This is a genomic window from Mesorhizobium sp. PAMC28654 (assembly GCF_020616515.1).
Lineage (GTDB): Bacteria > Pseudomonadota > Alphaproteobacteria > Rhizobiales > Rhizobiaceae > Mesorhizobium.
Genome location: NZ_CP085135.1, coordinates 6,281,682 through 6,306,958, shown reverse-complemented (window position 1 = coordinate 6,306,958; position 25,277 = coordinate 6,281,682). Strand labels below are relative to the sequence as shown.

Sequence of the window (25,277 nt, the reverse complement as noted above, 5' to 3'; positions counted from 1 at the left end):
TCGACAAGCCGGCGGCTTTGCGCGGAGTGAAAACAAAAAACCCGCCTCGGCGGCGGGTCTGGAAGGTCACGGCGCAAATCAGCGCTATACCTGAATCAATAGCACAATTGCCCCCACCCGGCAACCGGCTTGCCGTTCGGCAACCTCTCCAGCCGGCGCTGGAACCAGCTTTTCGTGTGGGCTGGTTATCCGCCAACGGTTGTGGAATCATCCGTCCGGGGGACTCGGAGGCAACATGGACAGACCAGCCATGGCATCCGTCTTCAGGATGCGCCATGCACCGGCCACGGTTTCCGGCATCCGCAGCCTTGGTCGGGGACAGGCCGATCCGGTCATCGGCAGCCGTTCGCTGGGCGAGGCAATCCGGTTCGTCGCTTCCGCTCATCTCCACTACGACATCAGCGCCGTCGCCATCGCCTATGGCGATCCGTCGACGCGCCGCCTCGGCAGCCTGGAAGTGAAGGCGCTGTGGCGCGAATATGGCGAGCGCTGGAGCGAGGGCTGAAGCAATTTCGGGAAAAGTGTGAAACGGTTTTCCGTCAGGAATTGCGTCAAGGAAACGACGGCGTCAGGGAAAACGTCGTCGCGCTTTTGCAGTGCCGAGGGCTTTGCCGCTGCCATCGAGTGCCCTCACCGAGATCTCGTAGGTATGCGGCCTGGGTGGGCATGGTCCGCGATAGCTGAACGCTCCATAGGGCAGATTTTTCTGGCCGCCGAAGGCAACCGTGCCACCGCCATGCTTGAAGCTGGGAGCATCCAGATCGACCATGTTGAACGCCAGGGTCTTCGTCCCGGCGGGAACACCGGAAAGCGTGATCGGCGGCGATTTCGGATCAAAGCACTTGGCCGTCGGGCCCCATTCGAAATTCATCGTCATGCCGGCGGACGCTGCCGTCGTCATCGCCACGGCAAAACCAATAGCCAGTAAAAGGCGCAAGACAACCTCCCTGCTTCGAACCCAGCCCAAGGCCATCATAGTCGCATTTCGCACGCAAGGCATCGCGGCCACGTCCGAAGGGTCAGACCTGCATGGAAACAACGGCTTAAGCGCTTCGCATGAATCAGTTCATGCGCGGCGCGCCTTGCGAGGCCCGACTGTCATTCGGATCGTAACCGGCCGTCGCGCGTTGGACCCTGTCAATGGGAGCAAAGCCATGAACGTAGCCAATCTGCAAATCGAAGGTCTGCTGATGGCAATAGCAGCCATCAACCACGCGCTAGTCCGCAAGGGTGTACTCTCCGCCGAGGAAATCGACATCGCCTTGCGGAAGGCCGAAGCCAGCGAGACCAGCGAAGAACGGTCAGAGGGCATGTCGTCATCGAGCCGCGACGCCGTCAATTTCCCGATCCGGCTGCTGGAACTGGCCAATCAGTGCCAGCCGGAAGCCGACATTCCTTCATTTTCAAAACTGGCGCGAATGGTCGGCCAAATGAAAGAAGCCTACAACGACCAGATGTGAAGCCGCCACGCAGCTGTCGTGCATTTGAAGCCGGCCGGTCCTGATCGCTCGACCAGCTTTTGTCGCGTATATCCAAATTTATACGCCATCGCGTATAACCGGAAAATGCCGGCACCATCCTACCTCCCCCGCAATCGCCTGGACGCCCTCGTCGATGGCATTCTCGCCATCACCATGACGCTGCTCGTCTTCGGGTTGAAGCTGCCCGACGATATCCATGGCGATCTGTTCGGCGCGCTCGCCACGCTGCGGCCGAAGATCGTTTCATGGGTGGTGAGCTTCCTCATCCTGGCGCTCTGCTGGCAGCGCCATGTCAAGGATTTCCGCCAGGTCGGCCATATCGACGGGCGGCTGTTCAGGCTGGTGGTGCTCTGGCTGCTGGTGACCAGCGTCGTGCCCTTCACCACCACGCTGATCGGCGAGCATGACGAACTGCCGCAGTCGCACATCATCTACGCCGTCAACATCGTTGCCATCCAACTGGTGGCGGTGCTGCGCAACCTGCATCTTCGGGCCCACCCGGCGCTGTTTTCGGACGGCACGGCCGAGGGCCACGATACTGGCTGGCGGTCGGCATTGATCATCGGCATCAGCGCGCTGGCCAGTGTGGCCGTCGCCTTCGTGCGGCCGACCGATGCCTCCATCGCCTACATACTGATCTGGCCGCTGACCCTGCTCGCCAACTGGCTGAGGCCGCAATAGGCGTTCCCTGGGAATTGAGCAGGCCTTTTGCGGCGCTCTGCTCGGGGAACGGCAGATGAGGCCAAGTAGGCCTTGGCTTTTTTCGCACAGGGTGATGATGATGCCTTTTCCGGCGCCGCGCGCGACCGGACGCCCTGAAGGAGCGGAAGATGGCAACCGAAACGATAAGCATTGGCGGGCTGGAGCTGCGGTTCCTGCAGTCCAGGGAGACCACCGACGGCGGCATCGACATGTTCGAGATGACGGCGCAGCCCAATGCCCGCATGCCGGTCCCGCATTATCACGAGAGCTGGGACGAGGCCGTCTATGGGCTGGACGGCACCATCAATTTCCACATCGACGGTCAGGACACTGCCATTGGCCCCGGACAATCCGCCTTCATCAGGCGCGGCGTGGTGCATGGCTTCGCCAACAAGACGCAAGCGCCGGCGACGTGCCTCTGCGTGCTCACGCCGGGTGCGCTGGGCCCCGGCTATTTCCGCGAGATCGCCGCGCTCCTTGGCGCCGGCGCGCCCGACCCGGTAAAGATGAAAGAGGTCATGCTGCGCCATGGCCTGATCCCCGTCGCGCCGCGGCCGGGTTGAAGCGAGGAGCCTGTGGAGAGCGATGGCATCAAGGCGTATAGCCAAGCATCGCCATCAGCGACAATCCGGCAACCAGGCCAACGGCGATGACCACGCCGAAATACCGTTCCAGGAAACTGGACGGCTTTCGCCAGCTGTGTCGCATTTTGAAAACTCCCGCCTCATCAAACTGGGACGGAATGCAGCGAAGTCAAGGGGCGGAGCCCGCCGCACCACATGTCGCCATCCGGATGACAACGAGCTCCCACACATTTGGCCCCTGGCCATGGAACAATGAATGCCAACCTGCAAACCCGAAGGTCTGCTGGGGCCAACGATCGCAATAACGATGCGACGATTGCTCGCCACATCGTCAAAGCTTGCCCAGGTCAGGATCCGCCGGGAGTCAGCGTCAGCACGCGGCCTGGCCCGTTGACGGCGGCGAACAGCAGTCCGGCCAGGAACGTGAAATGGTCGATGAAGAAGCCGAACTCATCCTGGTTGGCGGCCCAGTGTCCTGGCCCATGAAAGGAAAAGCCGAGGAACAGGACATAGACGGCGGCGACAAGGGCGGCCTGTGAAAAGAAGGCGCCAGTCAGGAAGCAGATGACCAGGGCGCATTCAAGCAGCGCCGCGCACCAGGCCAGGAACAAGGGAAAGGGAAATCCAGCGGCGGCGATGTAGCCGGCGGTGGCGCCCATGCCCATGAATTTGAAAGACACGGCCATCAGGAAGACGGCGGCGAAGATCAGGCGGCCGATGAGAATGGCTGACGTTTTCAGCGGCGATTGAACGGTTTCCGATGACATGACTTGGTCCCCCAGGGGTGTTGGTTTCCCCAAAGGACGGCCAACCGTGGCCGCCGCCTACAGGCTCGTCAAACTTTTTTTGCCGGATGCTGGTCCGCTCAAGGTTCCCCGACTTCTCGGCAGCCAGCGCGGGCGGGCAGCCGACGTGGCGGAGGTGCGGAAATCCGCACGAATTCGCCACGAATTCGCATGGCTGAACGGATTGTTCATGGCTGCTCTCCGATCGTCCTTGAGACGTTGTGCCATCTGCCTTATAGGCCGCGAGCGGGCTGTTGCATCGGCCGGAGGACCGGAACCGGTTTTCGGCACCCACGATGCATGGATTCAACAACTTGGGACACGCTGCGCCTCCGTTTGGACGCACAACGAGCCAAGGGGGAATGGGACATGGAACAAAAACTGCAGTCATTGCTGGCGCGCCTGAAGGCTGAGCAACGCCAGCTCCTCTACGCGGCGGCCGAGATGGCGACAATGCCGAGCGCAAGCACGTTGCAGATGGTGGCACGGCTGGAGCTCAACATCGCGGCAATCGAGAATACGCTGGCCGACGACCGCTGAGCAGGCCTTACCCGGCAGCCCCTTGCCGGGTTTTGCGCATCAATGCTCGCCAGTCCGTTCATCTTGACGCCAAGCCTCGGCGGCCGCGAAGCCATGCGCTTGCGCGGGCGGGTGCCCTGCGCCAAAGCGGCTTCCGCATGCCGACAAGCGGACGATCCGCGTGAAATCCGACGCACGCCCCATACGGTAGGGCAAGCCGGCTGCCGAAACGGGTGGCCAGAAAGCCTCTAAGCCGTTGAATCCATGTGCCGGGCTCGCAGAAATCGATTCCGATTCCTGTGCGGGTGTTATAGATTCATGAACTGGACGGAGGGGAAATCGGACATGGCCAAGGCACTCACCATCAATGCCCCGCAACACAAGGCAATGCACGCCGCCTATGAGAAGGAATGCCGGGACGTGCTTTCCCCTCACCTCGAGGCGCTCCTCGATAAGGTCGAGGCCGCCGGCTGGGACCGCAGGCAGGCCGCCTCGGCGCTCATGTATCTGTCGGCCATGCATCTGAAGCCGGCCTGAAGCGCCATCCGAAAACCGAGCGGATTCCGGTCGCACCGCTACGGGGTAGAGTTGCAGGACTTGCCTGCAATGCGGGTCGACACCAGCCTGCCACGGCTGTCCGTCAGCAGGCCGACCTGGGCCGTCTTCGAACCCGAAAGGCAGGGGCCGGCTACCGGAAAAGATATTTCCAACAAAAGGATAGAGGAGAAACCGGATTCAATCCGGATGAAACCGCCTTGCGCTCGACCGGGTCCATCGGGCTCCGGCGCCGTGAAACTTATCTGTAACTGCTCCCGTTTTAATATAAGCTTGGGCTGATATGCCGTGGCAGGCATTCGAGTGGGGGCATATGTCGGGCGTAAGTGCGAAGTACGGGGTGCGTTCACTTCTGGTCCGGTCAACGGCGCCGGAATGCCATGGCTGCGGCGGTGCGGGCCAGGTTTTCCAGTGCCATCGGTGGGACGACACCAATGGTCATTGCTGTCCCGCCGGCACGCAACAGCGTGGCTGCCCCGGACAAAGCACCCGGTGCACCACCTGCCCGCAACCCCACGAAGCTGACGCGGAACAGGCATCGCAAGCCATGCAGGCGCCTTCCTGATCGCGGAGGCAGGGCGGGGTCCGCAGGGGCAACCGCGCTGGCGGGCCTTGACCGTTGTATGCCGGGCCCGCAGTCCCCATCTGTACCGTCAAACAGCCGGGCCGTCCCCGAGCCACCGTGGCAATGCAGTCAGGCGAATGAGACCTGGCTCCTCCGGCAACAGATATGAGGATTTTCCCATGACAGACGTCAAATCGAAGACCAGCCTGGATCGCAAACCGGTCGCCGGTGAAGAACCCTACGAAGCCGCCGCCTTCGCGCGGAAATACGGCATCCCACAGAGCGAAGCCCAGACCATCATCAAGCGTTATGGCCCGTCGCGGCGCAAACTCGACTCCTACATGGCCGCACGGAGCTAAAACCGTTCCGGGCAGGAACCTCGGGCAGTCAGTAGCGTTATCCGGCGTTCCAAGCGACGGAGAACCACCTTGAACGACAAGATTTTCCCTCACCCGGTCAGGTTGAAATTCGGCCCGGCACGGGAACGCGTCGTACGCAGCGCCTGGGAAGGCCTTGAATGCCTGGGGGATTGGCCGACACATGGCGGCCGCCGGTACCGGGCAGCGGTGCGCAGTTGCCGTGATGCTCTCGACGGCTGGACACCGCCTGAGAAGGCGATGAAGGCCATGATCGATGCCGCGCGCGAAGCCGCGGTGCTGTCCGACGGCGGGAGATCCTGATGGTTGACCTGCCCATGGTCGCACCGATGCGGATCAAGCCGCATGGTTCGGACACGATCCGCCATGTCGCGACCCTCAAGGACGCAAGCGAAATCCTGATCGATTGGCCACATGCCAGGCGCGGCCCTTTCTATCAGGCCGCGCGCGAGACGGTCGAAGCAGCCATGAATGGTGATGAGAGCGCTTCCCAAGCCCAGGAAGTCTTTACGGCGCTATGCGACCATGCCGGCGTGGTGGTTGGATAGAGCCCTGTTCAGGCAACTAGGCTCCCTGGAATCCCAAGCCACTGGAACCATGTGCCTCGCCCTATTTCGATGCGCCAGCCTCAACAATGGGATGGGAAGAATCAAAACCAAAATTCTTCGGAGCCATCAGCATCATGACGATCACGATGGCGATCGAGGCAAGAAATGCAGCGGTGCTGGCAATATTTCTCACGTTCAATTCCTTTTCAGATTTTCTCTTGTGACAGAAACGTTTTGTTAACGCGGAGGTTCCTCGTCCTCATCGCGCCGTAATTCTGTCCTTCGGAAGAATTGAGTGGTGAGTCCAAAAAAGCTGAAAGGCGGGTTTCCCCGCCTTTACTCTGCTCCTCATGCCAATGACTACTGTTTCGGCGGTTGCGCCGGCACCTCGCCTGGCTTGATCACCGGCGTGTTGCCCTCGGCCGGAGGCGGCGTCGTCATGCCCTGGTCGCCGGTGGCGGGCGGATTCAGCACACCGCCGCAATTGTCCAGCGTCTCGCTGAGCGTGTTGTCGGCGGGCTTTTGCTTGCTGCTGTCCGTTTGCGCACGGCATTTTTCCGTCGGCCGGGTCGCCGCCCGCGGGTTGTCGCCCTGCTCGGTCTGGGCCGTGGCGGGCGCCGTCGTGAGCGTCAGGGCGACAGTCAGCATGAGAAGCGGCTTCATCATCGCCTCCCTCTTCTCGACGTATCGGACCTGGCCAGCATGGGCATCTCCTTCGTATTACGAAGGGCTAACGTCCATGTTGCAAAAAGGTTGGCCGGAAAAACGGATGGCATCCGCGCTGGCGGGACCAACCGTGGATATAGGGCGGTCGTCAGACGCGCCCCTGTGGAGCGCCATGACGGCGACCAACGCGCTAGGTTCGGCGTTTTGTGGTGGAAGCGCGCGGCGATTTCGATTGCGGCTTTGGCGGCTCGTCGCTCGTCGGGATCCACAGGCGCGCCAGCAGGCCCGAGACGATCAGCACCAGCAGCGTTCCGAAGCCGGCCACCTGCCACAGGCCAAGCCCGCATGCCAGGCCGATGCCGCCGGCAAGCCACATGCCGGCACCCGTCGTCAGGCCGTGTACTTCGCCCCGGGAAAGCATGATTGAGCCGGCGGCCAGGAAGGCAACGCCGGCGGTGACCGCCTCGACAACGCGGATCGGATCGACCTTGACCGACTCCCGCGCGAACATCGGCGCATGGATGATCTCGATGGTCAGGATACCGAATGTCGCTGCCGCCAGGCAGACGAGAACATGAGTGCGCAGCCCGGCGGGACGATTGCGCCATTCACGCTCGAAGCCGATGACAGCGCCGAAAAGCGTCGCCAGGAGAAGTCGTGCCGCGATGACCGGAAACGACGTGTAGGTGGGATGGCCGAATTCCTCGATGAGTTGTTCCATGAATTCCCTCTGAAAGCCTGACGCCCACAACGTAACCGCCGCGCGCCAGTTCCCTTCGGCCCCTTGTGAAATCGAAACCCACCTGGACGGGAGCCGGGTCATCCGGCACCGATGCCAATGACATGGCGGAGCCGGTGCCTGAAACTCACAGGCCGAAGGCCGGCACGCTTTCGGCGGCTTTTATCTCGACGCCGAGTTGCGGAACGATGATCGAATCCAGCGGCGCGGTCAGGGCCCAGGTGACATGGCCGGGACAACGCTCCAGGACCGCCGAACCATTCAGCGATTGCGGTGCGACCCGCTGCAGCACGATGGTGCCAAACCCCTTGCGCGTGCTTTCGGTCTCCCCGGCACGAACAGGCGATGTCTCGTCCCAGATCAGCCGAAGTTCCCGTTCGCCCGAAATGCCGGTAGCGATCTGCCAGGTGATCTCGAGCCGCCCGTTGCCGCTGGCAAGCGCGCCGTACTTGGACGAGTTGGTGCCAAGTTCGTGAAATGCCATGCCGAGATTCTGCACCGCGTTCGGCTGCAGGGTCAGAAGCGGTCCAGACAGCGACACCTGCCCTTCGTGGCCGAACGGCTTGAGATGCTCCTGGATGAGGTCGAAGAGGCTGGCTCCCGCCCACTCCGAATTCACTAGCAGGTCATGCGACCGCGACAGCGCCATGATGCGGGAGCGGATCAGTTCCTCGAACTCGCGCGGGTCGGTCGAGCGCCTGCCTGTCTCCCTGACCATGGACAGGATCACCGCGAACTGGTTCTTGACGCGATGGTTCACCTCCCGCATCAGGAGCCTGATCCGGCGCTCGCTCTCCTTGGTCGCGGTGATGTCGCGCGCGATCTTCGACGCGCCTATGATCTCGCCCGCTTCATTCCTGATCGGCGAGACGGTCAGCGACACCGCCACGAAGCTGCCGTCCTTGCGCTGACGGACGGTCTCATAGCTGGCCACGCGCTCGCCTTGGCGAACCCGGCCGATGATATCCGCCTCTTCGTCCCTGAGATGATCGGGGATGAGCATGAGTATGGACCGGCCGACCGCCTCCTCGGACGTGTAACCGAACATGCGTTGCGCCGCCCCGTTCCAGCTGGTGATGACGCTGTTCATATCCTTGCTGATGATGGCATCGAAGGAGGAATCGACAATAGCCGCCAGCCTTGCGCTGGCTGGGATGACGGTCAGACCAATGCCCGCCAATTCTGTCATGCCCCTGCCTGCCTCTCCGGTCCGCGACCACCACGGAATTTAGTCACCCGTGCCAAGCAATGCACGGCGAGGCATTTTGGTTGCGATCAGTGCTCGACATTCCGTATTCGCGCTCGCCCGGCCTGTCAGAGGCGTTGTCGGGAGCTGATCCTTGCGAGGCTGGCGCACGGCGAAGTCCCTGGCGGGAATTCGCCTCAGCGGCCGTAGATTCCGATCTCGTCCGGCTGGAGCGAGCCGGTGAATCCCCTGCCCTTGGCCAACCTGCCTGTTTCGCCAGCGCCGCGTCGAGCTTTTTGCCGCCGTCGCTCTTCGGATCGATGGTCGCATCGACGAGATCGTCGAGCGAGACACCCAGCCTGTCCAGCCCCAGCCTCTTTTCGATCGCCGCGATTGCCAGCGCCGAGCCGGGTTTCGCCTTCAGTTCGTCGACAGCCCTTCTAATGTCCCAGCCATAAGAGGCGACCGAGGTGTAGTCGCTTTGCTTGATGCCGAATTCCTCGCCCAGGCGCTCGATCAGCCTGACCTTCATCTCCGTTGGGTCAACGCTGTTGACGCTGAACATGGCATCGGAGATTTTTGCCCGCGCCTGCGTCAGCGGCGAACCGGCGCCGATCAGTCCCGAAGCACCGCTGGCATCGAGGCTGCCATCGGATGACCCGGCCAATGGGCGGGACTGCCGCAGGATCAGCAAGGCCGTGGTGTTCACGGGAAATATCGAAGACATGCCTGGCCTCACTGGCCGGGCGCGTTCCACATCGAACGGCGCGCCGGGAATCCGAGCCAGGGCAGCATGCCCCATGCGATGATGGTGGACCAAACAAGGTGGAAATTTTCTTAACGAGCCAAAATCCCGGACAGGATGGCTGGCTCAGCCAGGTCGGCTACCGCCATTTTCGGGCGAAGCAGCGGGCGGCGCGGACGAAAAATCGTTTTGCGGGCACTGCTCATAACCATGATCGCGACTGCCGCAGCGGGCGCAACACATCCCTTGGCGGTCCTGGTTTCCAGTCCACCATCTCGGCGTCTCGTAGGGTTTTCTGCTGTCCATGACCAGGAATGCGCCACCTGCGATTTGGTTGCCGGGTCTGTTGTCGCCAAAGCGTGTGGCCGGATTTTGGCATCCGCCGCTCGCTGCATCGTGACAGCGGGGCTGTTGCGGAACCGCCTCGCAAGATGCGAATTTAGTGGATGATGTTTATGAGGATGCCGTCATGACCATTCGCAAGATTGCGCTATGCACCGCGGCGATGCTGATCGCCGCCACGGGTTTTGCCGAGGCCCGGCCCGACACGCGGAAAATGACCTGCGAACAGGCCCAGGCGCTGATCCGGAACCAGAACGGGGCGGTGCTGACCACCGGCCAGAACACTTATGACCGCTATGTCCAGCAGTTCAGCTCTGAATGCTACCCGCAAGTGCCGACGTCGGCCTATGTCAATACAAGCGACGGCCCGTGCCCTCTCTATCGATGCGAAGAGCCGGTGGGCAGTTTCACGAATTGATCCGCCTGCAGTTGGCCGAAACGCACCGACAATGCTCGGGACGCGTTGATCCCGCCGGCCGAACCGGTTAGGGGTAACGTCACGTTGACTTTTCCCGCTTCGTCTAATGGTAGGACAGCGCCCTTTGAAGGCGTGAATCGTGGTTCGAGCCCATGAGCGGGAACCAGTCGCCGACATGTGATGGACTGGTTTCTTCCCGTCCGCCACCGCGATTTCCCGCTTTCGCGGATCGCCGCAACGCCGGCGTTGAACCATTTCGTGGCACCCGCGTTGACGGATAGGGTTCATCAGAAGCATCGGAGACTATCCATGACCGTCAGTTGCCGCGTATCGATCGACAACCGTCAGGAATCAGCCGACGTCGTCTTCCAGGCGGTTCCGCGCATCGGCGAAAGCGTTTCGCTGCCGATCGACGGAAATGCCCAGGATTTGCGCGTGTCCCGCGTCGTGCATATGCCGAATGGCTCGCTGGACGGCGCCGCCATCGTTGTCGAGGTAACGACCAGCATCCTCTAGGGTCCGTTGTGGTCCGGCATGCCGCTTGGGATCTGGACGGTGCCATGCCGTCCCCTGTGGCCGGCCTCACGTCACGGTGATGAAACCGGGCGCTCGGAGACGCGTTTGTCGAGTCAAACGTGCTCGAGGTTCATATGCAAACCGCATGGTTTTCCAAACCCGTGATGATCTCCGTCGGCATCACCGGTTCGATCCGTAATCTGTCCAATACCCAGCAAGCCATTGATCTGCTCACCACGCATTGGCGCGATTCCGGCAGCCTGAAACACCAGGCCGCGCTGAGGGCATGCCGCCGTGCCATGAGCGGCGACGTGTCGCCCGAGATCGCCAGGGAGGCCTTCGTCGACGCCGCGCGCGAGGCCCATGTTCTGATCGAATGATGTCCTGATCAAATAGGGGTGTCCTGATAGAACAAGGCGTCCCGCCTTGGGCCGCGGGCGCGCCATCGAACCTGATATCGTCCGCATCCAGTTGTAGGTGACCGGTCACAATGTCGTGACCGAAGGAACCGTCTGTAACAACAGCCGTTTTTCTCGTCAGGCAACATCAGGAGGCGTTTATGCGCGCCATGAATCTCGTCACCCTCGTCCTCATTATTCTTGGAGGCCTCAACTGGCTGTCCATGGGCATATCGGGCCATGACATGATTGGCACGATCCTCGGCGGCGCCACACTGGCCCGACTGGCCTATGTGGTCATCGGCCTTGCGGCGATATGGCAGTTGATGCCGGGCTTCCAGAGCCTCACGGTTGGGGAAGTCGACGCCGAAAAGCATATCCATCACCATTCGTGACGGGCGGGAAGGAAGGCGGCAGGACCCGCCGACCCTTCGACAAAGTTGGGCGATCGGCCATTGGCCGTGATGGAGGGTCCATGGTAGCCGGCCTTTGCCTGAATATTTTTGGCTGCCCTTAACACTTGGACGTTATCAGCCGGCCTGTTGAAATGCCGAGGGCCGGGACATGTTGAAGATCGCGTTCAAGGCCGTATTGGTGACGCGGGGCGTCATCGCCGTCAGCCAGATCCTGTCCTTTGCGATCCGCGCTTCGGCCGGGCAGCCCTTCACCCTGTTCGTCTTCGCCATGAACTCGATACTTCCAGTCGTCACCGCCTTCCCGGCCGCCTTCATCATCTTCCTGCAGAACGGCAAATTGAAACGCGCGCTCGCCGAACTGTCGCGGGCGCATGCGCAACTGCATGAAAAATACAGACGCGACGGCCTGACCGGCTTCCTCAGCCGGGAAGCGTTTTTCGAACAGATGAAGCAGAGCCGGCGGCAGAGCGATGCGGGAGCGCTGTTGCTGATCGACGCCGACCACTTCAAGCGCATCAACGACACGTTTGGCCACCTGACCGGCGACGAGGCGCTGGTGATGATCTCGCGGACGATCCACGGCTCGATCAGGGAGTTGGATTTCGTCGGCCGCGTCGGCGGCGAGGAGTTTTGCGTGTTCCTGCCCGACACCAGTCGCGAAGAGGCGGCGACGATCGCCGAACGTGTTCGCGCCACCGTCGAGCAGATCGACTTCCGCCCGGATGGCTCGCGCGCACACAGGCTGACCGTCAGCATCGGCGTCGCCATGGCGCAAGCAGGCCAAAGCCGCACCCAGTTGATGCGGCAGGTCGACCGCTGCCTCTACGAGGCCAAGGAACAGGGCCGCAACAGGGTGGTTTTTGCCCAACCGCTGAAGCTCGCGGCTTAGGGTCCGACCCCAGAGAGGTGCCTTGCGACAATTCGATGCCCAGAAAATAGACAAGATTTCCAGCCCCGAAGAAAATCATTCTATTCTTCTGATCTCAGCTCTTGGGCAGCCGGGGGAACGATGATGGAATTCTTGCAGAACATGGCATTTGGACTGGTCGGCGCAATTGCCATAATATTATGGTTTGCAGCCCTGTTTGGATCGGCAGTCGCAGCGACGCTGTTCATTCTATTCGGCGCAATCTGCGGGCTGTTCTTCCTCGCGACGCGTGGTCGCTACCCGCGCGCCATTCAGCTCGCCAGGACCAGCCTCATCATATCGTTGATTTCAATCGGAATTTCCTGCGCGACATACGCACTGACCCTGGTGACTGCCGGATAGCGGTTATTCCTCCCGATCCCCAGCGTCTGGTGCGCGACCAGCCCTGCCCTCGACGGCATGGAGGCGTCTATTGCGAGAACAGCGACATCGCGCCGCTGCGCACCGCAACGAACGACGCAATGCCGATGCAAAGCGGCGCGCGCCTTGCCGGCACGCTGGGCGTCATGCCCCATGCTGTCGACAGCCAAGCCGCTGTGGGAATTGAGCGAGCGCTCTATATAGTCCTCGTCATCCACTTCCCTCCCGGAGACCCACCATGACCCTCAGGACACGCAAGCTCGGCAGCCAGGGGCTGCAGGTTTCAGTGATCGGCCTCGGCTGCATGGGCATGAGCCAGTCCTACGGCCCGGCCGATGAAGCCGAATCCATCGCCACGCTGCACCGTGCCATCGAACTCGGCTGCACCTTCCTCGACACCGCCGAGGTCTATGGCCCGCATACCAATGAGGCGCTGCTTGGCCAGGCGCTGAAGGGCAAGCGCGACCAGGAGACGATCGCCACCAAGTTCGGCTTCAAGCTCCTAGACGGTAAGCAGGTCGGCGCCGAGCGCGACAGCCGGCCCGCGACGATCAGATCCGCCGTCGAAGGCTCGCTGAAACGGCTCGCCACCGACCATATCGACCTCCTCTACCAGCACCGCGTCGACCCGGCTGTCCCGGCCGAGGAAGTCGCTGGAACCGTTGGCGAACTGATCGCTGAAGGCAAGGTGCGGTTCTTCGGCCTGTCTGAGGCGGGCGCGGCCAACATCCGCCGGTCACATGCCGTGCATCCGGTGACGGCGGTGCAGAGCGAGTACTCGCTGTGGGAGCGCAACCTGGAGCCGGAGATCATCCCGCTGCTCAGTGAACTCGGCATCGGCCTGGTGCCGTTCTCGCCGCTCGGTCGCGGCTTCCTGACCGGCGAGGTCAGGCGCGCGGAAGACTATCCCGAGGGCGACTACCGCCGGCACGACCCGCGCTACCAGGGTGCCAATTACGACGCCAATGTCGAGGCCGCCGCCAAGGTGCGCGATATCGCGGTGGCCAAGGGCGCCAAGCCCGGCCAGGTCGCGCTGGCATGGCTGCTGCACAAGGGCACGGATTTCTCGGTCGACATCGTGCCGATCCCCGGCACCAAGCGCAGAAAGTATCTGGAGGAGAACGTCGCCGCCACCGCGCTGAAGCTCGACGCCGCCGAGATGGCCGCGCTCGACGAAGCGCTGGCGCCGGGAAAAATCTCCGGCCCGCGCTATCCAGAGCGCACCATGGCGACGATCGACCGGTAGAGCATGCCCCCGAAAAAGGGCCGAAGCGGTTTCGAAAAGCTCGTGCTCAAATCCCCAGTATTGGAGTGTTCCTACGGCTTTTGGAATTTCAGGATGAAGCGATCGCTCTCACCTATGGCCGCGTACTTTGCGTGATCTTGCGCGCCGAGCTTGAAAGTTGGCGGCAAGGTCCAAACACCGGCCGGATAATCCTTTGTATCCTTCGGATTGGCGTTGACCTCGGAGCTACCGACAAATTTGAAACCAGCCGCTTCCGCAAATCCGATCGCAACGTCCTGGCGTACATAGCCAGACTTGGCGAGCGGATCTTGCGGTTCGTTCGGCTTGCCCCGGTGCTCCTCGATTCCAAGAATGCCACCAGGCTTCAGTGCTTTATAGAAGGCGGCGAAAGCATCCGCGGTCGTGCCCGCACTCATCCAGTTATGGATGTTTCGAAAGGTCAGCACGAAGTCCGCGCTTCCTGGCGGCGCGATTGCATGCTTGTCCGCGGCAAATTCGGTGACTTCGACCTTGTCGTAGTCGGCTGGATCGGCGGCAAGCTTGGCTGCCAGGGCCGCATTGTCTTTCTGGACGTCAGCGGAAGGCGAGGCCTTCTCGCCATTCGCGGCGATATAGCGACCGTTTTGCTTCAGGTAGGGCGCCAGGATCTCGGTCCAATATCCACCTGCGCCAGGAAGGATTTCGACGACGGCGCTGTCAGGCTTCACGCCAAAGAATGTCAGCACTTCGCCGGGATGGCGATATTTGTCCCGCACACTGTTAGCCTGTGAGCGCTGAGGGCCGCTGATCAGGCTCTGGAGTACCGGATCGACGCTTTCCGCGAATGCCGTCGAAGCGCAGAAAGCACCGATCGAAACTCCGAGCAGAGCGACGAATTTCAAGGCAATGCGACGACTTAGGAACATGAAATCATTCTCTTGTGCATTGGCGATGCGTATCATGACACTCCGTCGGTCGGCTCGCGATGTCAATAAATCGCCCAACGAAGTCATTTTCTCGGTCAAGCGGCCAAGATATGGCGCAAAGCCGTCATGTGCGCTTTCACCTTGGAGAGTCCGCCTTGGCTCAACCCGGTCATTCCGAGTGATCGGGTTTTTACCCTAGCTCGCGGCTACCGCCGAAACCTTCTTTGGCGCGGCCCGCTTGCGGCGCATGCGGCGTTTGGCGACGAGCTTGAGGGCAACCGGCGGCTCTTTTGACAGCGCGCCCAGCACGGCGTCCACCATGCCAAGCGCCACGAAATCGGCGTTTATATCCTGGGCCAGCTTGGCGGCGGCTTCCTTGTCTTCATTGCCGGCCTCCGACCAGAACACGATCCCCACCCGCAGCGCCGCCTTCGCGCGCTTCAGCCGCCGGACCAGGAACCGGGCGTGCTTGACGGAATCCCGGTTCAGGAAGCCGACCACGACAGTGTCGATCATGTCGAGCTCAAGGCCGCGGATGCTTGACGGTTCCATATCGGCAAAGCCCGCCTTCGACGCTGTCGCGCCCTGGACTTCCAGCACCTGCGCCAGCATGGCGGCGGCGGCATCGTCGAGTTCGCCACGCCCGCCGGCGCAAAGCACCGACATGTCCGTGCCATCGGGCAGGTCGGCCTCATCCTCGCCAGCGGCATCGCCGTCATCGCTCGCCTCCCCGGTCACGATTGGGCCATCCTCCTCGTCCGCTTCCTCTTGTGCGTTCTCGTCGAGGTTGGCCACCAGCGTCAGGGCACTGGCCGCGACCTGCCGTCTTTGCGGGTCGCCCATCACGCCGCGCACACGATCCCGCTCGCCCAGCAGAAGTGCGGGAATGGCCACCTTGTCGTAGAATTCGACCAGGTATTTCTCCTCCAGCATCTCCTCGGCGTGGTCGGTTGCTTCGTCCGGATCACCAGCCAGCAGCCGCTGGTAGAGCCGCGCATGGGGTTCGAGCACGGGCTCGTTGCCGAACAGCACGTCAAGGAATTCAAACTGCGGCACGTGCCTGCCCAGCACCACCAGGCAGACGGTGAGCGGCGTTGACAGGACCAGTCCCAGTGGCCCCCAGAGCCACGTCCAGAAGATGGCCGCGACGATGATCGCCAGCGGCGACAGCCCCGTTCGCGAACCATAAAGCCAGGGTTCGACCACGTTGCCGGTGACCAGTTCCATCACCACGAACAAGGCCGCCGTCCACAGGACGAGCGACCAGCCGGGCGCCACGGCCAGCGCCAGGAACAGCGGCAGCAGCATGCCGATAGCCGGCCCGATATAGGGGACGAAACGCAACGCCAGCGCCAGCAGTCCCCACAGCAGTGCATTCGGAATGCCGAGTATCCACAAGCCGACCGTGATCGGTATGGCATAGACGATGTTGACGACCAATTGCATGAGCAGATAGCGGCCCACCCGCTTGCCGGCATCCCGAAGCGCCTCGGTGGTGCGGTGAAGGTCACCGTAACCGACAAGCCGGATGAAGCGGTCGCGCAAATCCTCCCGTTCGAGCAGCATGAATATGACAACAATGACAATCAGTCCGGCCGATCCGAGCGGGCTGATCAGCGGGCCGACTATGTTCTGCAGAACTTCGAGCGGTTTTTCGCGCGAGACGATCTCGACGGGCAGCGGCTCACGCTGCGGCTTGTCAGCGGTGGCGGCCGGCAGCGAGGCGTCCTGCTTGTCGATCTCCTGGCCGACACGCTCGACCACGCCGCTCAATCTGGCAATGATCCCTCCCCCGACGCCGGTTTCCTTGAGCGAACGGATCTTGGTCAGGATGTTGGTCTGGTAGACCGGGATATTCTGCGCCAGTTCGCTGACCTGCGTGACGACAATGAAGCTGAACAGGGCAAGTGCCGCGAAAGCGCCGAACACGCTGACGATGACAGCGGGAAGCCGGGGCATGCCGACCCGTTTGAGCGCCGAAACCAAGGGCGCGAGCGCGAAAGTCAGCAGCAGCGCGATGGCGATCGGCAGGAAAACCTCGCGCCCGAAATACAGAGCCGCCACCGTCGTGACGATGGTTGCCACGTTGGGCAATGACGTTCGCGGCTGGGGGCCGGCGGCCGAAAGAATGTCCTCCAGGCCGTGACCCGGAGACGCCATGCCGTTTCGACGATTGGCCGCCACTTGATGTCTTCCCCTGCTGTCAGCCATGATCGGGCATATTGAGCCGGCGTGCAACTTTTGCCGCTGACGAACTGCTGCTCATCCACCATTGGGCAGGTTCGGATGGGTGAGCGCACTTGACAAAACCCGCACCTCTCAATAAATGAGTGATCGCTCACTCAAATTGGTATCGAGCATGGCCCGCCCCCTCAGTGAAGAAAAGCGCCAGGCAATCCTGGCCTCGGCCGCCGCCTTGGTGGCGACGCAAGGGACCGGCGCGCCCACGGCCAGGATCGCCAGGGATGCCGGCCTCGCCGAAGGCACGCTCTTCAATTATTTCGCCAGCAAGGATGAGCTGCTCAACCAGCTCTACCTGGCGATCAAGGCCGATCTCGGCATCGCCTTGCTGACTTCATATCCGTCGCAAGCCAGCGTGCGCGATCGCAGCCGCCACGTCTGGAACAACTTCATCGACTGGGGCGCGAAGCACCCGATGAAACGCAAGGCCATGCGCCAGCTCACCGTCTCCGAGCGGATAACGGAACAGAGCAAGCAGCAGGGTAACGCGGCGTTCGGCGATATCAACAGGATGATCGAGGAAAGCCTTGCCGACGGCGTGCTGAAGGGCTGCTCTATGACCTTTGCCGGCGGCATTTTCGAAGCGCTGGCCGAGACGACGCTCGAATTCATCGCCCGCGATCCGCAACAACGCGAACAGTACAAGGACGCCGGGTTCGCATTCTTCTGGAACGGTATTTCCAAGTAACGGCCCGGATACCGCCTCAAGCAGCCCTACGCAGACCACGACCACCCACAAACCAAGAGCAAATCAACGCAATAAATGAGTGCCTAATCACTCTTTTATCTATCAACTCCCTGAAAGGACAAGACAATGTCGAAGATATGGTTGATCACCGGCAGCGCCCGCGGACTGGGTCGCGATATCACCGAAGCTGCACTCGCCGCCGGCAACAGTGTCGTGGCAACGGCCCGCGATGTCGGCCGCCTCGCCGATCTCGAAAGCCGCTACCCCGGGCAACTGCGCAGCTTTGCGCTCGATGTCACCAATGCCACCGCCGCGCAGGCATCCGTGGACTTCGCGATCGACGCGTTCGGTCGCCTCGATGTTCTCGTCAACAACGCCGGCTTCGGCCATGTCAGCCCCTTCGAGCAGACCGAAGAGGCGGATTTCCGGGCGCAGATCGACACCAATCTCTACGGCGTCGTCAATCTCACCCGGGCAGTCGTCCCGGTCATGCGCGCCCAGCGCTCGGGCCATATCATCAACATCTCCTCGGTCGGCGGGCGGACGGCCGCGGCGGGCCTCAGCGCCTACCAGGCGGCAAAATGGGCGGTTGGCGGTTTCACCGAAGTCCTGGCGCTGGAACTCGCCCCCTTCGGCGTCAAGATCATCTCGGTCGAGCCGGGCGGTATGCGCACCGACTGGGGCGCCACCGCCATCGCCGACGCTCCGGCACTGCTGCCCGACTATGAACCAAGTGTTGGCGCCGTCCTCGGCATGCTCAAGATCTATGCCGGCAACGCCATCGGTGACCCGAAAAAGGTCGCTGATGTGGTCGTGGATATTGCGGGACGTGACTCACTGCCCGCTCACCTGATCCTTGGCAGCGATGCCCTGCATGTCTTTGGGCAAGCAGAGGCGGCCCGCCAGCAGGCGGCGAAGGAGTGGGCGCCCGTCAGCACCTCCATCGACATCGAGGGCGTCGACCTGTCGTTCCTTTCCGGAGCGATGCAATCATGAACGCCTGGACGACACACGACATCCCGCCCCAGCAGGGGCGCAAGGTGGTCATCACCGGTGCGACGGGCGGACTTGGCTACGAGACCGCGCTCGAGTTGGCGCGGGCCGGAGCGGACGTGCTGATGACCGGACGCAACGCCACCAAGGGCCGGGACGCGCTGAGCCGCGTCCAGGCTGCTGTCCCCAGCGCTGCTTGTGCGCTATGCCCATCTCGACCTTGCCGACCTGGCCTCGGTCGAGGCCTTCGCCGGCCAGCTTGCCGGCGAACAGGAGGCCATCGACCTTCTGGTCAACAATGCCGGCGTGATGACGCCGGCAACCCGCCACGAGACCGTCGACGGCTTCGAACTGCAGCTCGGCACCAACTATCTCGGCCATTTCGCCCTAACCGAACGCCTGCTGCCGATGCTGCGCAAGGGACGGCAAACGCGCGTCGTCAATCTCAGCAGCGGCGCGCACCGCATCCAGGCGGCGATCCATTTCGACGATCTGCAATGGCGGCAACGCTACAGGCCCTGGCCCGCCTATGCGCAATCCAAGCTGGCCATGATCCTGTTCGCCTTCGAACTGCAGCGTCGCAGCGACGCCTTTGGCTGGGATTTGCTGAGCAACGCAGCGCATCCCGGCTACGCCCTCACCGACCTGCAGACCAGCGGCCCACGCATGGGGCGCGGCGGCCGTCCGTCACCGTTCGATTGGCTTGGCTGGTTGATCGCGCCGGTTCTTTCCCAATCGGCTGCGGAAGGCGCGCTGCCAACGCTGTTTGCCGCGACAGCGCCCGATGCCAGGCCGGGCGGCTATTACGGCCCGCAAGGCCTGTTCGAGATGAAGGGCGCGGTCGGCGAGGCAAGGATCGGCAAGCAGGCACAGGACAAAGCCGTCGCCGCCCGGCTCTGGGAAGTCTCGCAGGAATTGACCGGTGTCACCTGGCCGGGCGCATCGCCCGCCCGCTGATGGCAAGGTCGCAAGAACGTCCTCGCCTTACGCGGCGCGGACGCGTTCTTCCTCGGACGGGTTCATCATCCGCTGGATTTCCGCCGCGAAGGGCAGGTCCTCCGGCACCCCACTGACATAGTCGGCAACGTCGCCCATGCGCCTGATGGTGCGCCAGTAGACATCCTCCATCAGGCTGTGCGCGAACTCGCCGTTGCGGCCGATGCTGTAGAGGCCGTCGACGCCGGTCGAATTGGCGAAGCGCTGCCGCTGCTCCTCGTATTTCATGAGGTACACGGGATAGGAGATCGGCGTGCGGATGACGCCGCCGGCGCTGATGAAGGAACGGCGCAGTTGCGGATACATCTCGCAGATACCGTCGAGGCAGACCTGGGCGAGCGTCTCGTCGTTCATCGTCCAGTAGGCGTCACCGACCTCGCAGCCAATGTCGAAGGTGATCAGCGTCTTGCCCTCGGGCGCCAGCCAGGGCATCGAGATCGGCGTTTCCGTCAGCCGGAAAAAGGGCTGCGCGCGGTCGGGCACCCACATCACGGTGTCCGGAAGCAGGCCACGGCCCGTGAAGCGCAGATTGACGAAGATCATCGGCCGGTAGCGGAACGCCGCCATCGGCTCGAGTGCCGTGGTCCCGCTGACCAGCTTCGGCAGGATATGCACGGGCGCCGTGCTGATCGCGGCGGACACCTCGATCGTCTCGCCCTTGACCCGAACCGCCTTCACCTGCTCGTCCTCGACCAGGATTTTTTCGACCGGCGATTCCAGACGGACCATGTCCCTGACCTCGTTGGCCATCGGTTCGAGCAGCTTGGACATGCCACCCTCGGGGTAGACGTGATAGACGTCGGCGCTTTCCGGCATCTCATGCGAATAGCCGTTGCACACCGCCCTGCCCGTCACCCTCGCGGCGGCGTGGAGGTAGAGCGATTTCAGGATGCGCGGACCGAACTTCTGGCCGATCGCCGGCGACAGCTCCTCGGCCACCGCGCCCGACCACGCTTCGGCCAGCGGAATGGCGACCTCCTCGGCCAGCGCCTGCCCGTATTTCTTGGTAAACCAGTCGGCGGCGGAAACCACCTTGCGGTCGCGGGTGCGCTCGGCGATGGCCGGCGGCGCGAAACGCGGCGACAGCATCAGGCCGAACGGGTAGCTGTAGGATTTGCCGCGCAGATGCACGGCCTCGCCATAATGCTTGACGGTCCGGCATATGCCGCCGGCGCCGAGCGCATTGGCCAGCCGGTTGCTGACGAAATGCGCCCCGAAATCATAAGAGAAACCCTCGGCGTCCTTGAAGGACGAGGCCATGCCGCCGATCGACTTGCCAGCCTCGAAGACCAGTGTCGGCAGGCCTCGCTTCTTCAGTTCCAACGCGGCAGTCAAGCCGGCAATGCCGGCGCCAATCACAGCAATCGGTTTCATGAGCGTCCCACAAAGGATGTCTGTCCAATGCTTTCTGGCGTACCCGCCAAGATTGAAGGTCGCTGAAACCGATTTATTAAAATCCGAGCTTTTGCCGGCAAATGGCCGGAAACACCCGCTCACATAGTCGTGAACGAAGATGTCGCGGATCGACGGAGCTTTGCCCCCCGGCTCAAGGCCGAGACATGAAAACGGCGCTCAGAACTTGTAGCTGATGCCGGCGCGCAGCGAGTGCTGCTTGAAGCCGAACACCACGTCCTGGGGAAACGACTGCGAACCGAAGTCGGCATAGCGGTATTCAAGCCGGCCAATCCAGTTGTCGGTGAACGCATGTTCGATGCCGGCGCCGGCGGTCCAGCCGACAAAATTCTTGCTTTGGTGGTAGTCCACCCCCGACAGATTCAGGAAGCCATGCGCCATGGCCACGCCGCCCGTCGTGAAGAACAATGTGCGCTCGACAGCGTAGCCCGCGCGCAAGCGGGCGCTGGCTTGCCAGTCGGTGCCGATGTCGCCGGCCACATGGGTCTCGACGCCGTCGCCACCGACGAAATCCCGGGTGTTCCAGACACGCTCGACATCCACCTCGACGCCACCGACAAAATTGCCGCGGGGCTGCCAGTTGTAGCCGGCGTGGGCGCCCAGCAAAGCACCATTGAGATTGCCGTCGAAATAGGTCTCCTGGTTGATATCAAGCTGTCCATGCGTCCAGGCGTAACCGCCCTGAACGCCGATATACGCACCCGTCCAGGTGAAGGCGGCCGGCGCGGGTTCCGGTGCGCGCTCGGTCAAAACCGCGTCGGCGGCCAGCGCCGCGCCCGATACGGCCAACAGGAAGGTCGAGGCGAGAAGGATCGTTTTCATTGCATGCTATCCCCAAAATATGTCGTCACGGATTCTCGCGGAAATGCCCGCGAGATGGCCCTCTCCCGCGCCGCCCGGCGCGACCAGATTGCCGAGCCTTCGTGTCGCACCGTCACGCCATCAGCGTCTTGGGCTGGGCCGCACCTGAATTGTCCTGGAAAGCGCCGGCTCACTTGCACGGCCAGTGTTGCCGTTCGGCATCATCGGCGTGCTGCCCGCGCTCAGAATTTGTAGGCAACGCCGAGGCGGATGTCGTGGCTGGTGAGGCTTGTCCGCGACGGGTAGGAGGCGCCCCAGGGGAGGTCGGATGCCTTGTCGCCATAGTCGGTGTAGCGGTACTCGGCCCGCACCAGCAGTCTGTCGGTGGCCGCGTATTCGACGCCGGCGCCGATGTTCCAGCCGGTCCAGGTCGCCTTTTGGCGCGGGTATTCGGAATCGTCGCGGTACAGTCCAAACTCATACCGCGCCACCGACAGGCCGCCGGCAACGTAAGGCATGAAACGGCCCACGGCATAACCAAGGCGAGCCCGAAGCGCGCCGTTCCATCTGACCTCGGAATCAAACTGATGATCCAGGTCCTTCCCGCCGTCGGGAAAAAAGATGTCGGTCCGCCCGTACATTCCGGAGACATTCATGTCCGCTTCGATGCCGAGCACGAAATCATTCTGGAATTGGTGATTGTAGCCGGCATAGACGCCGCCGAAGACACCGGCCGGATTAGCGTCCGAAAACACGCCGTCGGCGGTGGTGTTGTGTGAGCGGGACCAAGCATATCCAGCTTGCAGACCGACATAGCCGCCGGTCCAGACAAAACCGGCGGGGATGATGTCCGGCGCCACCGCGTCGGCGGCGAGAGCAACCCTGGTGGCGACGAGAAATACAGTCGAAGCCAAAAGTACCGTTTTCATGCGCATGCGGTCCCACCGATGATGTGCCGTTAGCGACCTCTCCCGGTCGCGCCGAGAGCCTGTCGAGGCTCCGGTGTTGCATTGTCCCTCGCCCGCGTCTTGGGCCGGACAGCACCAGAATTGTCCTGGGAAGCGCCACGGTGCTTTCTCGGTCAGCGTGGCCATTCGGCATCATCCGGCGGTCAGCCAGCCAGCACCGGGGGTGAGCAAACCCAGGTGCGAGGCCCGGGTTTGCGGCGGCAGCACGGCGGTCAGAATTTGTAGGCGACACCGACCCGGATATCGTGCGTCGTCAGCTCGATCTCATCTGGATTGTACGCCGATCCGCCACCCACAACCTGACGTACCGAGGACTGGCGGCCGAAATCGGCAAACCTGTACTCGCCCCGAACCACCCAATTGTCCGTCACGGCGTATTCGGCGCCGGCGCCCAGCGTGTATCCGGTTATCGTATCCTTGGCGATGCCAAAGGGAGCGCCGCCCGGCAGGTGCACGGTAGTGTGCTCGTACGTGGCCACGGCCAGTCCGCCAGTAACGAAAGGAAGCCATCGATCCATCGCGTAGCCGGCCCGGAGACGAATAGATCCCACTGAATGCAGTTCGAGCACGCCGCCCATGTTGGGCAGATCCACGCCCATGGCTTGATACAGCGCGTCGTCCTTCAGGCTGGCGAAATTGTAGTCGCCCTCCACGCCGAGAACCACGCCGCCGTCGAACTGATGGTTGTAGCCGGCGTACAGACCACCAAAGCCACCGGACAGACTGTAGTCCCATCCAAAGTTATCGTAATAGTTGGGATTGGAATTCAGCCCGACCCTGCCGTCTCCCCAGGCATATCCGGCCTGCGCGCCAATGTAGGCGCCAGACCAGTTGTAAGTCGCAGCCGGCAAGGTTTGATTGATGTCCGCCGCGAACACCGCGCCGACAGGCATGAGAATAATCGCTGTAGCGAAAAGAATCGTTTTCATCGTTTGTTTGCTGCCCCACCAATTTGTCGTCCCAAAACGCGGAAATGCTCCGCTGAAAGCCGGATGATCCCCACCTCGGTGTTACATCATCCGCCGCCGGCGTCTTGGGCTGGGCCGCACCGGAATTGTCCTGGGAAGTGCTGGGGCGCTTTCTCGATCCGTGTGGCCATCCAGCCTCAGTCGAATGGCGGGAGCCGTTCTGGCTTGGCCGGGGCACGACGGGCTAGAGCAGATAGAGCCCATCCCGATTCCATCGGATGGAACAGGGTCTAGCGGGCGCCACTCGGGGTGATGCCGAAGCGGCGGCGGAAACAGCGGTTGAAATAGGACACGTCCGAGAACCCGCTCAGCAGCGCGATCTCACTGACCCGCATGCGGTCATTGCGCCTGTCGCAGAGCATTCGATGGGCTCGCTGCAAGCGCAGTTCGAGAATGCGCTCGGCGAAGCTGGTCCCGGTTTCCTGCAGGAGATCGTGGACATAACGCACCGAGAGCCGCAATTGCTGGGCAACGCCCTGGGCCGAGATGGCGGGGTCGGCGAAATTGTCCCGCATCTTGTTGAGAATGGCCTGAAGCCTTGCCGCGCGCAGGCCGCGCAACCCCGCCAGTTCGGCGGTCTCGCCTTTCGCGCCGGTCGCCAGGCCGATCAGGTCGACGATCGTTTCGGTGGCATGGGTGACAAGATCGGGCGAGATCACGGCAGGGCCGGCTTCCAGAAAGCGGCAATAACGCTTGAGCATGTCGAGCGCCTCGTTGTCGGCCCCGATGCTCAGCGCCAGCCGATCGTCGATATCAGCAAAGGCATTGTCCAGGATCGCGCGCGGGATCACCACATTCATCCAGATGTTCTTGTCGCCGCCGATCATTTTCAACGCTTCCGACGCGGAGACCAGTGCGCCCTCGCCCTTGCCGACGCTGTAGTCGCGGCCGACCTGGGCGCCGCTGAGGATCGTGTCGCCATTGTTGACCAGCAGCAGGTAGCCGTCACGCCCGTCATCGGCGATGTTGCTCGCCCTGCGGGTGGCATTCTTGATCGTCCCGGCCATCCGCCCGAGCACCAGCGGTCCGACGACCATGGCTTCGATATCCGCCTCGAACCGCACATTGTCCGAAGTGGCATATTCGACGGACCAAATCTCCGCGACGTGAATGTCCTGCCAGAGCGCGAACCGCGCACGATCATCGAGGTGCCCCGGCAGGTCGTTCGATGAGAAGACGCTCTTTTTCAAAAGATAACGATGCCTCTTGTGCGCTCACACCTTCACTG

The 25,277-nt window shown here is 62.4% G+C and carries 32 protein-coding genes, 1 tRNA gene and 1 pseudogene; 19 read left to right on the top strand and 15 right to left on the bottom strand.

The genetic code is table 11. The annotated features are described in order from the left end of the window. Positions 1-235: 235 nt before the first annotated feature. The gene (locus LGH82_RS31240; protein ID WP_227346371.1) at positions 236-505 is read left to right on the top strand and encodes a hypothetical protein; all 270 of its coding nucleotides are present in this window, start codon (positions 236-238) and stop codon (positions 503-505) included. Positions 506-568: 63 nt separating this feature from the next. Here LGH82_RS31240 and LGH82_RS31235 read toward each other — a convergent pair whose 3' ends face one another. Then, positions 569-976, bottom strand: a complete 408-nt coding sequence (locus LGH82_RS31235; RefSeq protein ID WP_227346370.1) for a YbhB/YbcL family Raf kinase inhibitor-like protein — start codon at positions 974-976, stop codon at positions 569-571. Between the two features lie 178 nt (positions 977-1,154). Here LGH82_RS31235 and LGH82_RS31230 point away from each other — a divergent pair, with 178 nt between their 5' ends. The 3 genes from LGH82_RS31230 to LGH82_RS31220 all read left to right on the top strand — a co-directional run bounded on the left by LGH82_RS31230 (position 1,155) and on the right by LGH82_RS31220 (position 2,746). Beyond that, the gene (locus LGH82_RS31230) at positions 1,155-1,460 is read left to right on the top strand and encodes a hypothetical protein (protein ID WP_140613187.1); all 306 of its coding nucleotides are present in this window, start codon (positions 1,155-1,157) and stop codon (positions 1,458-1,460) included. Positions 1,461-1,565: 105 nt separating this feature from the next. After that, complete coding sequence (locus tag LGH82_RS31225) at positions 1,566-2,162, top strand: TMEM175 family protein (protein ID WP_227346369.1); 597 nt, start codon at positions 1,566-1,568, stop codon at positions 2,160-2,162. A 149-nt stretch (positions 2,163-2,311) separates the two neighbouring features. Further along, a complete protein-coding gene (locus LGH82_RS31220; RefSeq protein WP_227346368.1) occupies positions 2,312-2,746 on the top strand; it encodes a cupin domain-containing protein in 435 nt (144 codons plus the stop codon). Positions 2,747-3,114: 368 nt separating this feature from the next. Here the strand turns inward: LGH82_RS31220 and LGH82_RS31215 are convergent, their stop codons facing one another. Beyond that, a complete protein-coding gene (locus LGH82_RS31215; RefSeq protein WP_227346367.1) occupies positions 3,115-3,534 on the bottom strand; it encodes a DoxX family protein in 420 nt (139 codons plus the stop codon). 387 nt (positions 3,535-3,921) lie between these two features. Between LGH82_RS31215 and LGH82_RS31210 the strand changes: the two genes are divergently transcribed. From LGH82_RS31210 to LGH82_RS31190, 5 genes are all read left to right on the top strand, one after another. Further along, entirely contained in the window at positions 3,922-4,092 is a 171-nt protein-coding gene (locus LGH82_RS31210; protein WP_227346366.1) for a hypothetical protein, read from the top strand. A gap of 324 nt (positions 4,093-4,416) precedes the next feature. Further along, complete coding sequence (locus tag LGH82_RS31205) at positions 4,417-4,608, top strand: hypothetical protein (RefSeq protein WP_227346365.1); 192 nt, start codon at positions 4,417-4,419, stop codon at positions 4,606-4,608. 762 nt (positions 4,609-5,370) lie between these two features. Next, the gene (locus LGH82_RS31200; protein ID WP_227346364.1) at positions 5,371-5,550 is read left to right on the top strand and encodes a DUF3606 domain-containing protein; all 180 of its coding nucleotides are present in this window, start codon (positions 5,371-5,373) and stop codon (positions 5,548-5,550) included. 69 nt (positions 5,551-5,619) lie between these two features. Next, on the top strand, positions 5,620-5,871 hold the full coding sequence (locus tag LGH82_RS31195; RefSeq protein ID WP_227346363.1) for a DUF982 domain-containing protein: 252 nt from the start codon (positions 5,620-5,622) through the stop codon (positions 5,869-5,871). Continuing rightward, the gene (locus LGH82_RS31190) at positions 5,871-6,116 is read left to right on the top strand and encodes a DUF982 domain-containing protein (RefSeq protein WP_227346362.1); all 246 of its coding nucleotides are present in this window, start codon (positions 5,871-5,873) and stop codon (positions 6,114-6,116) included. The genes LGH82_RS31195 and LGH82_RS31190 overlap by 1 nt, the downstream gene beginning before the upstream one ends. Before the next feature lie 61 nt (positions 6,117-6,177). On the opposite strand, the gene LGH82_RS33410 is transcribed toward LGH82_RS31190, so the two are convergent. The 5 genes from LGH82_RS33410 to LGH82_RS31170 all read right to left on the bottom strand — a co-directional run bounded on the left by LGH82_RS33410 (position 6,178) and on the right by LGH82_RS31170 (position 9,416). After that, positions 6,178-6,309 (bottom strand): hypothetical protein, encoded by a 132-nt coding sequence (locus tag LGH82_RS33410; protein WP_264484346.1) that lies wholly within the window; start codon positions 6,307-6,309, stop codon positions 6,178-6,180. 167 nt (positions 6,310-6,476) lie between these two features. Further along, the gene (locus tag LGH82_RS31185) at positions 6,477-6,782 is read right to left on the bottom strand and encodes a hypothetical protein (protein WP_319799905.1); all 306 of its coding nucleotides are present in this window, start codon (positions 6,780-6,782) and stop codon (positions 6,477-6,479) included. Between the two features lie 190 nt (positions 6,783-6,972). Further along, positions 6,973-7,503, bottom strand: coding sequence for an MgtC/SapB family protein (locus tag LGH82_RS31180; RefSeq protein WP_227346361.1), 531 nt, complete (start codon positions 7,501-7,503; stop codon positions 6,973-6,975). A 145-nt stretch (positions 7,504-7,648) separates the two neighbouring features. Continuing rightward, a complete protein-coding gene (locus tag LGH82_RS31175) occupies positions 7,649-8,710 on the bottom strand; it encodes a PAS domain S-box protein (RefSeq protein ID WP_227346360.1) in 1,062 nt (353 codons plus the stop codon). Positions 8,711-8,753: 43 nt separating this feature from the next. Beyond that, positions 8,754-9,416 carry a hypothetical protein gene (locus LGH82_RS31170; RefSeq protein WP_227346359.1) on the bottom strand — a complete coding sequence of 221 codons (663 nt, stop codon included), beginning with the start codon at positions 9,414-9,416 and terminating at the stop codon, positions 8,754-8,756. Positions 9,417-9,921: 505 nt separating this feature from the next. Here LGH82_RS31170 and LGH82_RS31165 point away from each other — a divergent pair. The 6 genes from LGH82_RS31165 (at position 9,922) to LGH82_RS31140 (ending at position 12,431) form a co-directional block, all read left to right on the top strand. Next, positions 9,922-10,212: a hypothetical protein gene (locus LGH82_RS31165; RefSeq protein WP_227346358.1), complete on the top strand. Its 291-nt coding sequence runs from the start codon at positions 9,922-9,924 to the stop codon at positions 10,210-10,212. 92 nt (positions 10,213-10,304) lie between these two features. Continuing rightward, positions 10,305-10,378: transfer RNA gene (locus LGH82_RS31160), tRNA-Gln, on the top strand. A 143-nt stretch (positions 10,379-10,521) separates the two neighbouring features. After that, positions 10,522-10,728, top strand: a complete 207-nt coding sequence (locus LGH82_RS31155; protein WP_227346357.1) for a hypothetical protein — start codon at positions 10,522-10,524, stop codon at positions 10,726-10,728. 164 nt (positions 10,729-10,892) lie between these two features. Then, positions 10,893-11,108, top strand: coding sequence for a DUF982 domain-containing protein (locus LGH82_RS31150; protein ID WP_264484345.1), 216 nt, complete (start codon positions 10,893-10,895; stop codon positions 11,106-11,108). A 179-nt stretch (positions 11,109-11,287) separates the two neighbouring features. After that, on the top strand, positions 11,288-11,521 hold the full coding sequence (locus LGH82_RS31145; RefSeq protein WP_227346355.1) for a DUF378 domain-containing protein: 234 nt from the start codon (positions 11,288-11,290) through the stop codon (positions 11,519-11,521). A gap of 169 nt (positions 11,522-11,690) precedes the next feature. Continuing rightward, positions 11,691-12,431: a GGDEF domain-containing protein gene (locus LGH82_RS31140; protein WP_227346354.1), complete on the top strand. Its 741-nt coding sequence runs from the start codon at positions 11,691-11,693 to the stop codon at positions 12,429-12,431. 290 nt (positions 12,432-12,721) lie between these two features. Here LGH82_RS31140 and LGH82_RS31135 read toward each other — a convergent pair whose 3' ends face one another. Further along, a complete protein-coding gene (locus LGH82_RS31135; protein WP_227346353.1) occupies positions 12,722-13,048 on the bottom strand; it encodes a hypothetical protein in 327 nt (108 codons plus the stop codon). Between the two features lie 20 nt (positions 13,049-13,068). Between LGH82_RS31135 and LGH82_RS31130 the strand changes: the two genes are divergently transcribed. Then, on the top strand, positions 13,069-14,076 hold the full coding sequence (locus tag LGH82_RS31130; protein ID WP_227346352.1) for an aldo/keto reductase: 1,008 nt from the start codon (positions 13,069-13,071) through the stop codon (positions 14,074-14,076). A 71-nt stretch (positions 14,077-14,147) separates the two neighbouring features. On the opposite strand, the gene LGH82_RS31125 is transcribed toward LGH82_RS31130, so the two are convergent. Both LGH82_RS31125 and LGH82_RS31120 read right to left on the bottom strand, forming a co-directional pair. Continuing rightward, positions 14,148-15,017: a class I SAM-dependent methyltransferase gene (locus tag LGH82_RS31125; RefSeq protein ID WP_227346351.1), complete on the bottom strand. Its 870-nt coding sequence runs from the start codon at positions 15,015-15,017 to the stop codon at positions 14,148-14,150. Between the two features lie 159 nt (positions 15,018-15,176). Beyond that, positions 15,177-17,165 (bottom strand): AI-2E family transporter, encoded by a 1,989-nt coding sequence (locus tag LGH82_RS31120; protein ID WP_227346350.1) that lies wholly within the window; start codon positions 17,163-17,165, stop codon positions 15,177-15,179. A gap of 175 nt (positions 17,166-17,340) precedes the next feature. Between LGH82_RS31120 and LGH82_RS31115 the strand changes: the two genes are divergently transcribed. The 3 genes and pseudogenes from LGH82_RS31115 to LGH82_RS31105 all read left to right on the top strand — a co-directional run bounded on the left by LGH82_RS31115 (position 17,341) and on the right by LGH82_RS31105 (position 19,860). Beyond that, entirely contained in the window at positions 17,341-17,910 is a 570-nt protein-coding gene (locus tag LGH82_RS31115) for a TetR/AcrR family transcriptional regulator (RefSeq protein WP_227346349.1), read from the top strand. Between the two features lie 126 nt (positions 17,911-18,036). Next, positions 18,037-18,906, top strand: a complete 870-nt coding sequence (locus tag LGH82_RS31110) for an SDR family NAD(P)-dependent oxidoreductase (RefSeq protein ID WP_227346348.1) — start codon at positions 18,037-18,039, stop codon at positions 18,904-18,906. After that, positions 18,903-19,860: pseudogene (locus LGH82_RS31105) on the top strand (oxidoreductase). Before LGH82_RS31110 ends, LGH82_RS31105 begins: the two are co-directional and overlap by 4 nt. 27 nt (positions 19,861-19,887) lie before the next feature. Here LGH82_RS31105 and LGH82_RS31100 read toward each other — a convergent pair. From LGH82_RS31100 to LGH82_RS31080, 5 genes are all read right to left on the bottom strand, one after another. Beyond that, entirely contained in the window at positions 19,888-21,273 is a 1,386-nt protein-coding gene (locus tag LGH82_RS31100) for a protoporphyrinogen/coproporphyrinogen oxidase (protein WP_227346347.1), read from the bottom strand. 198 nt (positions 21,274-21,471) lie between these two features. Beyond that, positions 21,472-22,134 carry an outer membrane protein gene (locus LGH82_RS31095; RefSeq protein WP_227346346.1) on the bottom strand — a complete coding sequence of 221 codons (663 nt, stop codon included), beginning with the start codon at positions 22,132-22,134 and terminating at the stop codon, positions 21,472-21,474. 221 nt (positions 22,135-22,355) lie between these two features. After that, positions 22,356-23,042, bottom strand: coding sequence for an outer membrane protein (locus LGH82_RS31090; protein ID WP_227346345.1), 687 nt, complete (start codon positions 23,040-23,042; stop codon positions 22,356-22,358). Between the two features lie 251 nt (positions 23,043-23,293). Continuing rightward, the gene (locus LGH82_RS31085) at positions 23,294-24,010 is read right to left on the bottom strand and encodes an outer membrane protein (RefSeq protein WP_227346344.1); all 717 of its coding nucleotides are present in this window, start codon (positions 24,008-24,010) and stop codon (positions 23,294-23,296) included. A gap of 269 nt (positions 24,011-24,279) precedes the next feature. Beyond that, entirely contained in the window at positions 24,280-25,239 is a 960-nt protein-coding gene (locus LGH82_RS31080; RefSeq protein ID WP_227346343.1) for an AraC family transcriptional regulator, read from the bottom strand. Positions 25,240-25,277: the final 38 nt, after the last annotated feature.

Coding starts and splice junctions, on each gene's coding strand:
- LGH82_RS31205 (WP_227346365.1), top strand. CDS start 4,417: ATGGCCAAGGCACTCACCATCAATGCCCCGCAACACAAGGCAATGCAC.
- LGH82_RS31130 (WP_227346352.1), top strand. CDS start 13,069: ATGACCCTCAGGACACGCAAGCTCGGCAGCCAGGGGCTGCAGGTTTCA.
- LGH82_RS31090 (WP_227346345.1), bottom strand. CDS start 23,042: ATGAAAACGGTACTTTTGGCTTCGACTGTATTTCTCGTCGCCACCAGG.
- LGH82_RS31145 (WP_227346355.1), top strand. CDS start 11,288: ATGCGCGCCATGAATCTCGTCACCCTCGTCCTCATTATTCTTGGAGGC.
- LGH82_RS31140 (WP_227346354.1), top strand. CDS start 11,691: ATGTTGAAGATCGCGTTCAAGGCCGTATTGGTGACGCGGGGCGTCATC.
- LGH82_RS31165 (WP_227346358.1), top strand. CDS start 9,922: ATGACCATTCGCAAGATTGCGCTATGCACCGCGGCGATGCTGATCGCC.
- LGH82_RS31175 (WP_227346360.1), bottom strand. CDS start 8,710: ATGACAGAATTGGCGGGCATTGGTCTGACCGTCATCCCAGCCAGCGCA.
- LGH82_RS31220 (WP_227346368.1), top strand. CDS start 2,312: ATGGCAACCGAAACGATAAGCATTGGCGGGCTGGAGCTGCGGTTCCTG.
- LGH82_RS31215 (WP_227346367.1), bottom strand. CDS start 3,534: ATGTCATCGGAAACCGTTCAATCGCCGCTGAAAACGTCAGCCATTCTC.
- LGH82_RS31190 (WP_227346362.1), top strand. CDS start 5,871: ATGGTTGACCTGCCCATGGTCGCACCGATGCGGATCAAGCCGCATGGT.
- LGH82_RS31125 (WP_227346351.1), bottom strand. CDS start 15,017: ATGATACGCATCGCCAATGCACAAGAGAATGATTTCATGTTCCTAAGT.
- LGH82_RS31110 (WP_227346348.1), top strand. CDS start 18,037: ATGTCGAAGATATGGTTGATCACCGGCAGCGCCCGCGGACTGGGTCGC.
- LGH82_RS31185 (WP_319799905.1), bottom strand. CDS start 6,782: ATGATGAAGCCGCTTCTCATGCTGACTGTCGCCCTGACGCTCACGACG.
- LGH82_RS31180 (WP_227346361.1), bottom strand. CDS start 7,503: ATGGAACAACTCATCGAGGAATTCGGCCATCCCACCTACACGTCGTTT.
- LGH82_RS31200 (WP_227346364.1), top strand. CDS start 5,371: ATGACAGACGTCAAATCGAAGACCAGCCTGGATCGCAAACCGGTCGCC.
- LGH82_RS31100 (WP_227346347.1), bottom strand. CDS start 21,273: ATGAAACCGATTGCTGTGATTGGCGCCGGCATTGCCGGCTTGACTGCC.
- LGH82_RS31235 (WP_227346370.1), bottom strand. CDS start 976: ATGATGGCCTTGGGCTGGGTTCGAAGCAGGGAGGTTGTCTTGCGCCTT.
- LGH82_RS31225 (WP_227346369.1), top strand. CDS start 1,566: ATGCCGGCACCATCCTACCTCCCCCGCAATCGCCTGGACGCCCTCGTC.
- LGH82_RS31095 (WP_227346346.1), bottom strand. CDS start 22,134: ATGAAAACGATCCTTCTCGCCTCGACCTTCCTGTTGGCCGTATCGGGC.
- LGH82_RS31115 (WP_227346349.1), top strand. CDS start 17,341: ATGGCCCGCCCCCTCAGTGAAGAAAAGCGCCAGGCAATCCTGGCCTCG.
- LGH82_RS31085 (WP_227346344.1), bottom strand. CDS start 24,010: ATGAAAACGATTCTTTTCGCTACAGCGATTATTCTCATGCCTGTCGGC.
- LGH82_RS31150 (WP_264484345.1), top strand. CDS start 10,893: ATGATCTCCGTCGGCATCACCGGTTCGATCCGTAATCTGTCCAATACC.
- LGH82_RS31210 (WP_227346366.1), top strand. CDS start 3,922: ATGGAACAAAAACTGCAGTCATTGCTGGCGCGCCTGAAGGCTGAGCAA.
- LGH82_RS31155 (WP_227346357.1), top strand. CDS start 10,522: ATGACCGTCAGTTGCCGCGTATCGATCGACAACCGTCAGGAATCAGCC.
- LGH82_RS31240 (WP_227346371.1), top strand. CDS start 236: ATGGACAGACCAGCCATGGCATCCGTCTTCAGGATGCGCCATGCACCG.
- LGH82_RS31230 (WP_140613187.1), top strand. CDS start 1,155: ATGAACGTAGCCAATCTGCAAATCGAAGGTCTGCTGATGGCAATAGCA.